Below are 12,853 nucleotides of genomic sequence, written 5' to 3' on the forward strand. Positions count from 1 at the left end.
GTTCGTGAAGTACTCCCAGGCCTTCGTCTGCCTGCCCGGTGGCTTCGGCACCCTCGACGAATTGTTCGAGGCGCTCACGCTGGTGCAGACCCGCAAGATCACCCGGTTCCCGATCATCCTGTTCGGGGTCGACTACTGGTCGGGCCTGGTCGACTGGTTGCGTAGTTCGCTGGCGGGCTCGGGCAAGATCTCGCCCGAGGATCTCGATCTGATCCAGCTCACCGACAGCGTCGACGAGGTCGTGCGGATCATCCAGGGCGAGACCGGCGACCACGCGAACATCGAACGTCTCGGCACCGAGGATCAATGGTGAGCTATTCCGTCTGTGTCTACTGCTCCGCCAGCACCACCGATCCCGATCTGATCAGCCTCGCCGCGCGAGTCGGCACCGAAATCGCCCGGCGCGGGTGGCAATTGGTCTCCGGCGGTGGTCATGTGTCGATGATGGGCGCGGTCGCGACCGCGGCGAGGGCCGGTGGCGCGCACACCATCGGCGTGATCCCGAAACACCTGGTGCACAAGGAAGTCGCCGATGTCGACGCCGACGAACTGCTCGTTACCGACACCATGCGCCAGCGCAAACAGCTGATGGAAGCGCGCGCCGACGCGTTCCTCACCCTGCCGGGTGGCATCGGGACACTCGAGGAACTGTTCGAGACCTGGACCGGGGGCTACCTCGGCGAACACGCCAAACCCGTGGTCCTGCTGAACGCGAACGGCTTCTACGACGGCCTGTTCCGCTGGATCGATGAACTGTCCGAACGCACAATTGTGCCCAGGCAGGCGCGTGAGCGCCTCGTCGTGGCCACCGACCTGCCCACCGCGTTCGCCGCGCTCGAACCGGCAGCCCAGTAGGAGAGATCGACGTGAGCACAGACGCCCGCGACACGGTAAGCGTGTTCGACTTGGCCAAAGCCCTGCCCGCAATGGCACTCGACGCCCCTGGCATGCTGCGCAACGCGCGCGGAATGCTGGTGGGGCCCAAGGACAAAGCCTCCATCGGCCTGTACTTCCAGCGGGTCGCGCACCGCAGACCCGATCGGGTGTTCCTGCGTTTCGAGGGCCGCTCCTACACCTATCGCGCCGCCAACGGTGAGGTGAACCGTTACGCCGCGGTGCTGTCCGCGCGCGGGGTTTCCCGCGGCGATGTGGTCGGTGTGCTGATGACCAACCGGCCCGAGACCTTGTTCACGGTACTGGCGGTGCTCAAACTCGGCGCCACGGTCGGTCTGCTCAACTACAACCAGCGCGATCAGGTCCTCGCCCACAGCATCGGACTGCTCGGCAGCGTGCTCAACATCGTCGGCGAGGAGTGCGCCGAGGCGCTGGAATCGCTGCCCGAGCCCGCGGCGAACGTGCTCCCCGCCGAGGAACTGGCCGAATCCGCCCGCACCGCGGCCGATTCCGATCCTGCCGTGTGTGCGCGGGTGCGGGCGGGGGAGCGGGCGTTCCTGATCTTCACCTCCGGCACCACCGGCCTGCCGAAGGCCAGCGTGATGACCCATCAGCGCTGGACCAAGAGCATGTCCGGGCTCGGCGGGCTCGGTGTCCGGTTGCGTGCCGACGACGCGCTGTACTGCTGCCTGCCGCTTTATCACAACAACGCGCTCACGGTCGCGCTGTCGGCGGTGCTCGCGGGCGAATCGACCTATGTGCTCAGCCGCAAGTTCTCGGCGTCGGGGTTCTGGGACGAGATCGCGCGCGAACGGGCCACCGCGTTCATCTACATCGGTGAGCTGTGCCGGTACCTGATCAACCAGCCGGTGCGGCCCGCCGAGCGGGGCAACCGGGTCCGGCTGGCCGTCGGCAACGGGCTGCGGCCCGAACTGTGGGACGAGTTCCGTCGCCGGTTCGGGATCAGCCGGGTGGTCGAGTTCTACGGGTCCAGCGAGGCGCCGCTGGCGTTCGTCAACGCGTTCGGCGTCGACCGGACCGCCGGGCTGTGCCCGCTGCCGTACGCGGTGGTGGAGTACGACGACGAGACCGGCCACGCCCGGCGGGGTAAGGACGGGAAGCTGCGCCGGGTGCGGTCCGGCGGGGTGGGGCTGTTGCTCGCGAAGGTGAACAATCGTCAGCCGTTCGACGGGTACACCGACAAGAAGGCGTCGGAGTCCAAGCTGGTGCGCGACGGCTTCAAGAAGGGCGACTGCTGGTTCGACACCGGCGACCTCGTCCGCGATCAGCACTTCTGGCACATCGCGTTCGTCGACCGGCTCGGCGACACCTTCCGCTGGAAGGGTGAGAACGTGGCGACCACGGAGGTCGAGGGCGCGCTCGGGCACCACGAGAGCATCGAACAGGCTGTCGTCTACGGTGTCGACATCCCCGGCACCGACGGCAAAGCGGGCATGGCCGCGATCACCCTCGCCACCGACGCCGCGTTCGACGGGAAGGCACTGGCCGCCACCGCCTACGGGCGCCTGCCGCTGTACGCGGTCCCGCTGTACGTGCGAGTGGTGCAGGAGCTGGAACAGACCTCGACGTTCAAGAGCCGGAAGGTGGAACTGCGCAAGCAGGGGTACGCACCCGACCCGCACAGTCAGCTGTACGTGCTGTCCGGCCCGGCGGACGGCTACATCCCGGCTTACGACGAATACGCGGCTGACGTTGCCGTCGGCAAAGCCCCGAGGTAGCAAGGTAACGTCTGATTTCGCATGAACATCGGTAACTCGTCGGGTACGCCCGGACCCCGACCAGAGAACGAACCGCCTGCCCGGAGCACCAGCAGTCGCGGTCCCGAGTTGTCGGCAGAAGTCCCGGGGAGGCGGACCGAGCAGACTTTTTGCGGGCGCGAGGTGGCGACGGATCGCGCGTTGGTGATGGCGATCGTGAATCGCACGCCGGACTCGTTCTACGACCGTGGGGCCACGTTCAGTGACGAGGCCGCGATGGAACGGGTCTCGCGCGCGGTCGACGAGGGTGCCGATCTGGTCGACATCGGCGGGGTGAAGGCCGGGCCGGGTGTCACCGTCGACGCGACGGAGGAAACGCAGCGAGTGGTGCCGTTCGTCGCGGCGATCCGGGCGAAGTATCCGGACCTGTTGATCAGTGTGGATACCTGGCGTGGTGACGTCGCGCGGGCGGCGGTCGCCGTGGGCGCCGACCTGATCAACGACACCTGGGCCGGCGCCGACCCCGATCTCGTGCACGTCGCCGCCGAGACCGGTGCGGGCATCGTCTGTAGTCACACCGGTGGCGCCGTGCCGCGCACCCGGCCGCACCGTGTCCGGTATGCCGATGTGGTGGCCGAGGTGACCGCGACGGTGGTCGCCGCGGCCGAGAACGCCGCGGCCGCGGGGGTGCGAGCCGATGGCATCGTGATCGATCCCACTCATGATTTCGGGAAAAACACCTATCACGGGCTCGAGTTGTTGCGCGGAATCGACGGTCTTGTAAAAACCGGATGGCCAGTCCTGATGGCACTGAGCAACAAGGATTTTATCGGGGAGACTCTAGGGGTAGGTCTTACCGAAAGGGTCGAGGGCACACTGGCGGCAACCGCATGGTCGGCCGCCGCGGGCGCTCGGATCTTCCGGGTTCACGAAGTCGCCGAAACCCGGCGGGTCGTGGACATGATCGCCGCGATCCAGGGCATCCGGCCCCCCGCACGAACTCTGCGAGGTCTGGCATGAAAATCCAACACCGCGAGCCCGCCTGGGCCACTACCCACACATGGGACACCCCTGATTGGACGGTCGGCGAACTCGTCGCCGCCAAGGAGGGCCGCACCGTTTCGGTGGTGCTGCCCGCGCTGAACGAACAGGACACCGTCGCCGATGTCGTGGCCAGCATCCGGCCGCTGCTCGGCACGCTGGTCGACGAACTGATCGTGCTGGACTCCGGGTCCACCGACGCCACCGCCGAACGCGCACGCGCGGCGGGCGCCGAGGTGATCTCGCGCGAGGAGGCCGTTCCCGAACTCGACCCGGTCCCCGGTAAGGGGGAGGTGCTGTGGCGGTCGCTGGCGGCCACCACCGGCGACCTGATCGCCTTCGTCGACTCCGACCTGATCGATCCCGACCCAGCCTTCGTGCCCAAGCTCCTCGGCCCGCTGCTGATGATGCAGGGCACCCACCTGTCCAAGGCGTACTACCGCCGCCCGTTACGTCAGGGTGAGTCGGTGGACGCCAACGGCGGCGGCCGCGTCACCGAACTCGTCGCCCGCCCTCTGCTGGCCGCCCTTCGCCCCGAACTGGCGCAGGTCCTCCAGCCGCTGGGCGGCGAATACGCGGGCACCCGGGAACTCCTCACCTCGGTTCCGTTCGCCCCTGGGTACGGCGTCGAAATCGGTCTGCTCCTCGATACCTACGACACGATGGGCCTCGACGCCATCACCCAGGTGAACCTCGGCGTCCGCACCCACCGCAACCGCCCCCTCGCCGATCTGGGCGTCATGAGCCGCCAGATCCTCGGCACCGCCCTGCGCCGCAGCGGCGTCCCCGACTCCGGCGCCCCCCTCACCCAGTTCCCGTTGATCGAGGGTGAATTCATCGCCCACACCACCACGGTCTCCCTCGAAGACCGCCCTCCGATGAAAACCCTTCGCCCCGAACAAGTCGCGGCGTAGTCGTCCACCTCGGGCGTCGCCTCGGTCGGTGGACCGGGTGCGGCGCCCGCGGTGTGTCAGTCCCGATGACGCGCGCTGAGCGTGACGGCGACGGTCAGCAGCGCCAACAGGATCACCGCCAGCAACACCTGCGGATGCAGGCCGATGATCGTGGTGGCGGCGAACTCCGGATCGTGAACGGCGGTGCCGGGAAACAGCATTGCCGCCAGCAGGCCGAGCCACGGCGTGGCCAGGATCGCGCAGGCTGTCCACAAGCTCGTCCGGGTGGCATCGCGCCGGAGCAGCAGCGTCAACGCGAGCCCGCCGAGCAGGATCGACATGGCGATGTACTGGGCGTCGTGGAATTTCGCGTGCGGCGGCCACGCGTCGTTGCGCAGATGCTGTGCCGCTCCCGCCGGAATGATGAAATCCGCCAGCAGAGCACCGAATACGGTGATGACCGCGACGAGCGCGACGAGAACACGCGGGGCGGAGAGGTTTCTGGAGACGACGGTCGTCATGTCACGAAGTTCCTTGCTGACGTGGGTGTTTCGGGGAGTGGGTGCGGAGGAAGTCGTCGAGGACATCACGCACATAGTCGAGGTCGAAAGTCCGGTTGGCGACCAGACGACGGAAGAACAGCGGACCGTGCAGCTGATCGAGCGCGAGGTCGACATCGAGTTCGGCAGGCAGATCCCCGCGGGCGACGGCTTCGGTCAAGGTCGTGCGCGCGGCCCGGGTTCCCGACCGGTACAGCGCCTCCTTGACCTGCGCGAATCTCGGGTCGACAGCCGCCCTTTCGATCATCACCCGCATGCCCTGCTCGGTGGCCGGTTCGTGCAGCATCGCGTGAGTGGCCGTCAGTTCGGTCAGTAGATCGGCGCGCAGATCCCCGGTCGGCTCCGGCTGCGCGAGGGTGATGTGCTGGGTCAGGGTGGCGCGAACCAGATCGGTCGGCTCCGGCCAGAGCCGGTACAGGGTGGCCCGGCTGATCCCGCTGCGCGCCGCGACGGCGCCGTGCGTGAGCCCGGCCAATCCCTGCTCGATCAATAGTTCGCGAGCCGAGGTGAGCGCGGTGTCACGACTGCGCACCGTTCGTGGATCGGGTGGTCGCACCGAGCTCCTTCCGGACAATCTGTTTCATAACTTTGAAACAAACTGTATCGAAATTGTTCGCGGATGAACAGGTGCCGGGTCGTTCGTATTTTCGAGGCGCCGCTAGTTCGGCCGGCGGTGGATGGGGCCGTCGAGGTTCGCCAGGGGTTGTGCCGTCGTGTTTCCCCGGTCGGCCAGGATTTGGGCGAGGATGGAGACGGCGGTTTCTTCGGGCGTGTCGGCGGCCAGGTCGAGGCCGAGCGGGCTGCGGATGCGGGCAGTTTCGGCGGCGGTGAGGCCGGCATCGCGCAGGCGGACAGTGCGTTCGGCGTGCGCCCGGCGGGAGCCGAGTGCGCCGATGAATCCGACGTCGGGCAGGCGCAGGGCCGAAGCCAGCAGGGGGACATCGAATTTCGGGTCATGGGTGAGAACGCAGACGACCGTGCGATCGTCGACGCGGCCGGCCTCCTGTTCCGCGTCGAGGTAGCGATGCGGCCAGTCGACGACCACCTCGTCGGCTGCCGGGAAACGGGCCGGGGTGGTGAACGTCTCGCGGGCATCGACGACGGTGACGTGGTAACCGAGGTTCATCGCGGCGACGGTCAGTGCTCGGGTGTAGTCGTTGGCGCCGGCCAGGATCATCCGGGCGGGCGCGCGGAAGACCTGCACGAAGGTCCGGGGGCGGTCGGCTTGGGCCGGGGTGCAGTCCTGGGCGCCGACGAGGCCGTTGTGGCCTGCGGTGAGGAGGGCGGCGGCGTCGTGATCGAGGCCGCGCCATGGCGAGGAAGTGCCGGGGTACAGCAGTTTTCGGTCGGGGGCCGACTCGAGGGTCGTGGCGTAGGCGACCGGGCGGCGCGCGTCGAGCGCGGCGTGGAGTGCGCGCAGTGTGGGCAGGTCGGTGCGATCGAGGTGTTCGACGAAGACTTCGATCTCGCCACCGCACGGCAGGCCGACGGTGAGTTCATCGGCGGCGGCGAAACGCTCGAGGGTGGCGTGGCCGTCGAGGAGAACCTGGTGGGCGGCGGCGAGTACCGCCGATTCGACGCAGCCGCCGGACAGCGAGCCGAGGACCCGTCCGTCTTCGGTGACCGCCATCGCGGCCCCGGTTTCGCGCGGCCCGGCACCGGTCCGGTCGACGATCCTGGCCAGCGCGAGGGCCTGATCGGGGAGCACTTCGAGCACCTGCCCGAGCAGATCACGCATCGCGCACCGGCCTCTCCACGATCACCGTCCGGGCGTTGTGACCGTGCTGACCAGCCTAGCTATCTCCGGGCATGCTCGCGCGGCGAGCGGCCGGGAGTCGTCAGTCGAGGATCTCGCGCTGCTGGAGGCCGGGCGGCACGGCGCCGGTGTGGAAGAAGTCGCGGAAGATCTCCACCGCGTTGTCGGCGGTGAACACCTCTTCCGGGTAGACGTAGGTGTCCTCGTCGCCGTGCGGGAGGTAAACGGTCGGCAGGCCGAGCCGTCCGCCGGGTAGGCCGAGGGTGAAGCGCCGGGTGACGTGATCGACCGTCCTGCGCAGCTGCAGCGTCATCGCGTCCGCCGAGCCCGCGCAACCGAGCGCGAGATCGCCACGCGCCGAACTCACCGAGGTGGTGACCTCGGTGGCGGGCACCGGTTCGGGCAGCACGGTCAGATCGAGCGCGTAACGCTGATGACCGTCCATCCGGCGCAGGGGGCGCAAGAAGCTGTCCACGTCCTCGTGCGGGCCGATGAAGACCTTCAGCCGGTCGCTGTAGGTGATGCGATGGGTGGTGACGATGACGTCGCCGCTGGCCGGCCCCGCGTCGAAGGGCGGAACGGGCCTTGGGTGACCACTCGCGTGCACGGGCAGAACCCGGCATGCGCCGGCCTCAGGAGACGAGAACATCTGATGCTCACCTACTCACACTCGGTTACTCGCTAGCAATCTAACCATCGCGGGCGACTTGTGATCCATAACAGTACAGTGATGCAGATCACCAAGTATGGCAAGTTTAATTCAGACTATGGACGAACCCGGGTCGTAGCCAACTTGGGGTCTGTTTCATGCCGGTATACCGGGGTGAGTAGATCCGCATCAACTGGTTCGCCGGTTGCGCGGTCGTATCGGACCGCGATGAGAACCGAGAACAGATGACTGCTCGCGCGCTCGTGCAGGGTCGCCAACCGGGTCGCCAGCAATCGGATCGCACCCAGCGAGCCGGGCGGGTGCAGCCCGTCGATCAGCATGATGCTGCCGCGGCGGTCGGGCCGGGGCAGCCGGGCGAGGTAGGCGATGTCGTGGGGTTCGGTGCCGCCCGGCCGGTACACGCGGCGCGCGGCCCTGTCTTCGATGCCACGCCGGGTATCGCCCGCACGGGTGACGGTGCGGCGCAGGCGGGGATCGGCCACCACCAGCTGACGCAGGCTCGGCGAGAGCTCGGGCCCGCCGAGAATCACCAGCCCGTCGCGATTGAGGTCGATCGGCCTGCCCGGCATGAACGTCTCGACGTTCGCGGCGAAGCCGAGCTGTCGCAGGAGCTCGGCCAGGCGTTGGGCGGCTTGTGGGTCGGGTGCGCCGAGCAGCCTGCCGGAGCGGACCTCGGGGGCGAGCACGGTCAGCGTGCCGTGCCCGAAGAACAGTCCCTCGGGCACGGGGCCCTGGGTGCTCACCTGGTGGATGCGCGCACGCGACAATCCGGCGGCGGCACCGATCCGCGCGAACGTCCAGCCGTCGGCATGGAGTTCCCGGATCACGGCTCGCCGGATCCTCGTTAGTTCGTTGATGGTCTGCTGGGCAGCCGCCACCCCGTCGGTGGCTGCTTTGAGTCTCTCGACCTTGTCTTCGATCGCGAAAACTCGTGCCACGTCATCGGCCGACATGTGCGAAGTCTAGACAGCTCGACAGCGTTGTGTGTCTATATCGGTTGACATCGAACTGTCTTGCGAGACAACGGTCTCGGACGCGGATTGTCGGCAAATCACAGACGGGCGAGGTCGCCGCCGCAGTGTTCGGCCGGCGCGACCTCGTAGCAAATGCCGACCGTGCGGTGTGTTCCCTGGTCCGGGGCGTGCTAGGTCGCGTCGTAGTCGACCGGGGGGCGCTCGTTGCGCTCCAGCGACTTCTGCGGCTCGGGCTTGGCCGGGGTGCCGGGCATGCCGCTACTGGTGCCGAACAGTTGCTGCTTGTCGGGCACCGCGCTCTCCAGATCGCGCAGCACCGAGTCGTCACCGCCCAGCAGGTGCTTGGTGACCACGGCCCGCGGACTCATCCCGCGCAACTCGTTCAGCTCCGCGAGCGGTTTGCGCAGGTCGTCGAACTCCGGCCCGAGTTCCTGCTTCAGCTGGGACGTGGCGCCGCTGGCGTAGTCGCGCGCCTGGCGCAGCGCGCCCGTGGTCCAGCGGACGGCACCGGGCAGTCGCTCCGGGCCGAGGATCACTAGGGCGGCGACGAGCAGAATCATCATCTCGCTCCACCCGATGTTGCTGAACACAGATCTCAGACTACCGGTTGCCGGACGCCGGTACCGGAATGAGGTGATTGCGCCCAAACGAACAACAAATGCCAGGTGGCCTATCGACCACCTGGCATTCGGATGAAAATACTTCTACGTGGGATACACCACGATCTTGCCGTGGTGCGGTCCGTTGTAGCAGTATTCCTGACCGTCTGTCGCCACCGCCGTCTTCCCGCCGGTTTGCTGGCAGACGAACCAGTCGACGTACTGGTCGTTGGTTTCCGCTGCGGCCGGCGTCGCCAACGCTGCGGCAAGCGCGACCATCGCGATCGAAGATCCGATTGACAATTTGACGAGACGAAGCATCGTCACCCTCCCCAGGTAATTCCGAATCGAACGCCCCCGAGTCTATGTCGTACGACTACTGTTGCGCCAGAAAGAATTTCGGCAGGGTTAATCGGACTCCAGGGTCACCGGCACATCCACTTTGCGGCCGTCCCGAATGAGCTGGACGATCACGGTCTGATTGATCTGATGCGACTGCTCGGCCACTGTGAACTCATCCGCGCTCGTGACCTCACGGTCGCCGACCCGAACGATCACGTCACCCTCGCTGATTCCCGCCCGCCCGGCAGGGCCGTCGGGGGCGACATCGGCAACTTGGGCGCCGCTGGTGACCTCGTTGGCGACAGTCTTCGTGCGGACCGCCAGGCGCATGGTCGGGTGGTGCATCTGGCCGTCGCGGATCAGCGTCTGGGTGACGGTGGTCATCACGTCGACCGGGATGGCGAAGCCGAGGCCCACCGAACCGCCGGTCTCGCTGCGGATGGCGGTGTTGATGCCCACCACGCGGCCCTGCATGTCGACCAGCGCGCCACCGGAGTTACCCGGGTTGATCGCGGCGTCGGTCTGGACGGCGTCGATCACCGCGTTGGTGTCGCTGCCCTCGCCCGCGAGCTTCACGGGACGGTGCAGGGCGCTGACGATGCCGGACGTGACGGTCTTGCTCAGGCCCAGCGGCGAACCGACCGCCAGCACGTCGTCGCCGACCTGGACGTCGGCGGACTTGCCGAGATTGGCCACGGTCAGGTTCTTCGCCTCGACCTTGAGCACCGCGAGGTCGGTCTTGGGATCACGGCCGACGATCTGCGCGGGCACCCGGGTGCCGTCGGAGAACTGCACCTGGATGGCAGCCCGGTTGGACTTGTCGGTCGCGGCCATCGAGATCACGTGATTGTTCGTGACGACATACCCGCCGCCGTCGATCACCACGCCGGAACCGGTCGCGCCGTTGTCGCCGACGGTGACCCGGATCGACACCACCGAGGGCAGCACGGCATTGGCGACGGCGGCGATCTGACTGTGCGGAGTCTCGACACCCGCGCTCTGATCGAGGGTCACCTTGCGTGAGGTGAGCGTGGACGCGGTCTCCGCCGTGACGCGGCCGACGAGGCCGCCGATCACGGCGATGCCGAGCGCCAGCGCGGCCAAGATCGCGAGCGCCTTGGGCGCCACCCGCGAACCGAACAGCACCTCGCGCGCGCTCAGCTTGTCCGCGACAGGCAGCCGGGCGGGCGGGGGAGTGTCGACGGCGGGCGAACCGAGCCTGGCCGCCGCGTCGGGGTCACGCCACGGATCCACCGGACCCGCGACGACGGTCTTCGGCTCGTCGGCGCCGGGCTCGCGCTGCAGCAGCTCCGAGGAGCCCTCGGGCCGGGCGAACGCCTCGGCGAGCACGCCGTCGGGCGGGCGCTGGACGATTCCGTCGTCGGCGCCCTTACCGGCCGCGCGCTGCGGGTCGTGCGGTGCGAACGAACCGGCTTGGCCGTTCGGGCGGCGGAACGCGCGCGCGGTGTGGCTGTCGATGTGCGGCCGGTAGACCGGGCGCGGGCCGAGGTTCGGCGCGTCGGAAGGGCGCAGGGTGCCCCGCGCGTCCGTGCGTGCATCCGCCCTGGGTGATTCAGCCCCCGAATCCGAGTGGTCGGCCGATCCGGAATTCGTCGATTCGCCTGTCACGTCGCAGACTCTACTTGCGCCGCCACGTTGTCCACCGGGTCGCGGTGAAGGAATCTGTGATGAATCCGAGAAATGCCTCGTTACGGCGTTGCGGTTGGGGTGCGTTGCCGGGGAGGTCGGCCAGCGGAATGCGGGACAGACTGTCGTGCAGGCTGCGCGGAATCGCCACCTCGGCGGCGCGGCGCAGCGCGATCCGCGCCTGCTGCTGGGCATCGACCTCGGCCGCGCACTCGGGGCAGACCGAAAGATGCTGGGCGGCGCGCAGATACGCGTTCATCCGCAGTTCGCCGTCGACGAAGGCCGCGACTGCCTCACTGGCCAAGTGCTCGGTGGGCTGAAAGCGCGGCGGGCGACCTGCGGCACTGGGGTCCACACTCATGCGGATTTCTTCCTTCCGACCGACATCACCTGAGCCACCGGGCGACGTCGGAACACCCGTCACGCCGATGGGGCTTCAGCGGAGTACCGCTGCTCACTTCCATTATGCGCAAGGTACTCGCGCAGTGCCTGACGCCCGCGATGGATCCGGCTGCGCACGGTCCCCAGTTTCACACCGAGCGTGGCGCCGATCTCCTCATAGGACAGACCCTCGATGTCACACAGAACCACGGCGGCACGGAACTCCGGCGCCAGCGAATCCAGTGCTTTCTGCAGGTCCGGGTCGAGACGGGAGTCGTGGTAGGCGTCCTCGGGGGTCGGCCCTTCGGCGGGCACCCGGTCGTAGTCCTCGGGCAGCGCTTCCATCCGGATGCGGTTGCGGCGGCGGACCATGTCGAGGAACAGGTTGGTGGTGATGCGGTGCAGCCAGCCCTCGAAGGTGCCGGGCTGGTAGTTCTGCAGCGAGCGGAACACCCGGATGAAGGTGTCCTGGGTGAGGTCCTCGGCGTCCTGGGCATCGCCGGAGAGGCGGTAGGCCAGGCGATAGACCCGGTCGGCGTGTTCGCGGACGAGTTCGTCCCAGGACGGCATGGCGGCGCGATCGCCGGTCGCGTCGAAAGCGGCGGTGCCGGTGAGTTCGGCGTCGAGTTCTTCGGCTTCTGCCGCGATGAGATCAGCGGGCAGAGTCTGGTCGGTGGCGTCTTGACGCGCCGTGTCTACCATCGGGATGGGACACCTCCTACTCGGGACCGCTGGCACGAAACCTTGCTGGTCCGGGTCAGCGAACCTTGCTTACCGACAATCAACCAGCAACTGTGTGTGGTTGTTCCCGAGCCTCGTGCCCGCCGCGATCGGCTGGCCTTGCGTAGGGCAACTATTTCCTGCGCTGATATGGGTCAGGTGTGGAGATCCTGAGTGTGACCTGAGAATTCTGGTCGGACTCGAGCCTAGTCCCGCCGGCAACGGAGAACCAGCAGTTCGGGGACTGTTGTGACCGATCCGCAAACCTTCGGCAATTGTTCGGGATCTGTGCGACACAGTGCCGGATCCGTCCCTTTGCTGAATACACATACCCCTCCGGTGGCTTAGCCTCATAGCTGTGGCATCGAACGTGGAGCGGAACCTGGCCTATGTGGAGGAGTCCGTCGTCGAGGACGAGGTCCTTCTCGAAGCGCGTGAGCGGGCCACCGAATTGGGTGCCGCGCCGGTGCCCGCGGCGGTCGGCGCGCTGCTGAGCATGTACGCGCAGATGCTGGGCGCGCGCTCGGTGGTAGAGGTCGGTACCGGAGCGGGCGTCAGCGGGCTGTGGCTGCTCGACGGGATGCGGGAGGACGGGACCCTGACGACGATCGACTCCGAGCCCGAGCATCAGCGCGCGGCCAAGGAGGCGTTCCGGACC

The 12,853-nt window shown here is 67.6% G+C and carries 16 protein-coding genes; 6 read left to right on the forward strand and 10 right to left on the reverse strand.

Features of this window, described 5'->3' with window-relative positions:
- The 5 genes from ACFWF3_RS07320 to ACFWF3_RS07340 form a co-directional block, all read left to right on the forward strand.
- The coding region (locus ACFWF3_RS07320) for an LOG family protein (protein ID WP_379312880.1) at nucleotides 1–313 on the forward strand (313 nt) is incomplete at its 5' end.
- Nucleotides 307–855 (forward strand): TIGR00730 family Rossman fold protein, encoded by a 549-nt coding sequence (locus ACFWF3_RS07325; protein ID WP_378638240.1) that lies wholly within the window; start codon nucleotides 307–309, stop codon nucleotides 853–855. The genes ACFWF3_RS07320 and ACFWF3_RS07325, both read left to right, overlap by 7 nt.
- Nucleotides 856–866: 11 nt before the next feature.
- The gene (locus ACFWF3_RS07330) at nucleotides 867–2,633 is read left to right on the forward strand and encodes a long-chain-acyl-CoA synthetase (RefSeq protein WP_379312881.1); all 1,767 of its coding nucleotides are present in this window, start codon (nucleotides 867–869) and stop codon (nucleotides 2,631–2,633) included.
- A gap of 21 nt (nucleotides 2,634–2,654) precedes the next feature.
- The gene (gene folP / locus ACFWF3_RS07335; RefSeq protein WP_379312882.1) at nucleotides 2,655–3,632 is read left to right on the forward strand and encodes a dihydropteroate synthase; all 978 of its coding nucleotides are present in this window, start codon (nucleotides 2,655–2,657) and stop codon (nucleotides 3,630–3,632) included.
- A complete protein-coding gene (locus ACFWF3_RS07340; protein WP_378993362.1) occupies nucleotides 3,629–4,567 on the forward strand; it encodes a glucosyl-3-phosphoglycerate synthase in 939 nt (312 codons plus the stop codon). The genes folP and ACFWF3_RS07340 overlap by 4 nt, the downstream gene beginning before the upstream one ends.
- 56 nt (nucleotides 4,568–4,623) lie before the next feature.
- On the opposite strand, the gene ACFWF3_RS07345 is transcribed toward ACFWF3_RS07340, so the two are convergent.
- The 10 genes from ACFWF3_RS07345 to sigE form a co-directional block, all read right to left on the reverse strand.
- Nucleotides 4,624–5,067, reverse strand: coding sequence for a DUF6640 family protein (locus ACFWF3_RS07345; RefSeq protein ID WP_378993363.1), 444 nt, complete (start codon nucleotides 5,065–5,067; stop codon nucleotides 4,624–4,626).
- A 1-nt stretch (nucleotide 5,068) separates the two neighbouring features.
- On the reverse strand, nucleotides 5,069–5,638 hold the full coding sequence (locus tag ACFWF3_RS07350) for a TetR/AcrR family transcriptional regulator (protein WP_379312883.1): 570 nt from the start codon (nucleotides 5,636–5,638) through the stop codon (nucleotides 5,069–5,071).
- A gap of 126 nt (nucleotides 5,639–5,764) precedes the next feature.
- Nucleotides 5,765–6,844 carry an XdhC family protein gene (locus tag ACFWF3_RS07355; protein ID WP_379312884.1) on the reverse strand — a complete coding sequence of 360 codons (1,080 nt, stop codon included), beginning with the start codon at nucleotides 6,842–6,844 and terminating at the stop codon, nucleotides 5,765–5,767.
- 100 nt (nucleotides 6,845–6,944) lie between these two features.
- Entirely contained in the window at nucleotides 6,945–7,511 is a 567-nt protein-coding gene (locus tag ACFWF3_RS07360; RefSeq protein ID WP_378993368.1) for a hypothetical protein, read from the reverse strand.
- Nucleotides 7,512–7,627: 116 nt separating this feature from the next.
- Nucleotides 7,628–8,485: a hypothetical protein gene (locus ACFWF3_RS07365; RefSeq protein WP_056813397.1), complete on the reverse strand. Its 858-nt coding sequence runs from the start codon at nucleotides 8,483–8,485 to the stop codon at nucleotides 7,628–7,630.
- Nucleotides 8,486–8,676: 191 nt separating this feature from the next.
- Nucleotides 8,677–9,096 (reverse strand): Sec-independent protein translocase protein TatB, encoded by a 420-nt coding sequence (gene tatB, locus ACFWF3_RS07370; protein ID WP_378993370.1) that lies wholly within the window; start codon nucleotides 9,094–9,096, stop codon nucleotides 8,677–8,679.
- Nucleotides 9,097–9,210: 114 nt separating this feature from the next.
- Nucleotides 9,211–9,426: a hypothetical protein gene (locus ACFWF3_RS07375; protein WP_379298038.1), complete on the reverse strand. Its 216-nt coding sequence runs from the start codon at nucleotides 9,424–9,426 to the stop codon at nucleotides 9,211–9,213.
- Between the two features lie 87 nt (nucleotides 9,427–9,513).
- Nucleotides 9,514–11,076, reverse strand: a complete 1,563-nt coding sequence (locus ACFWF3_RS07380) for a trypsin-like peptidase domain-containing protein (RefSeq protein WP_378993373.1) — start codon at nucleotides 11,074–11,076, stop codon at nucleotides 9,514–9,516.
- 10 nt (nucleotides 11,077–11,086) lie between these two features.
- Nucleotides 11,087–11,455, reverse strand: coding sequence for a hypothetical protein (locus tag ACFWF3_RS07385; protein ID WP_378993375.1), 369 nt, complete (start codon nucleotides 11,453–11,455; stop codon nucleotides 11,087–11,089).
- A 59-nt stretch (nucleotides 11,456–11,514) separates the two neighbouring features.
- The gene (sigE, locus tag ACFWF3_RS07390) at nucleotides 11,515–12,177 is read right to left on the reverse strand and encodes an RNA polymerase sigma factor SigE (RefSeq protein WP_379312885.1); all 663 of its coding nucleotides are present in this window, start codon (nucleotides 12,175–12,177) and stop codon (nucleotides 11,515–11,517) included.
- 376 nt (nucleotides 12,178–12,553) lie between these two features.
- Here sigE and ACFWF3_RS07395 point away from each other — a divergent pair.
- The coding region (locus ACFWF3_RS07395; RefSeq protein WP_379312886.1) for an O-methyltransferase at nucleotides 12,554–12,853 on the forward strand (300 nt) is incomplete at its 3' end.

Origin of the sequence: Nocardia sp. NPDC060220, assembly GCF_042727815.1 — a bacterium.
GTDB lineage: Bacteria > Actinomycetota > Actinomycetes > Mycobacteriales > Mycobacteriaceae > Nocardia.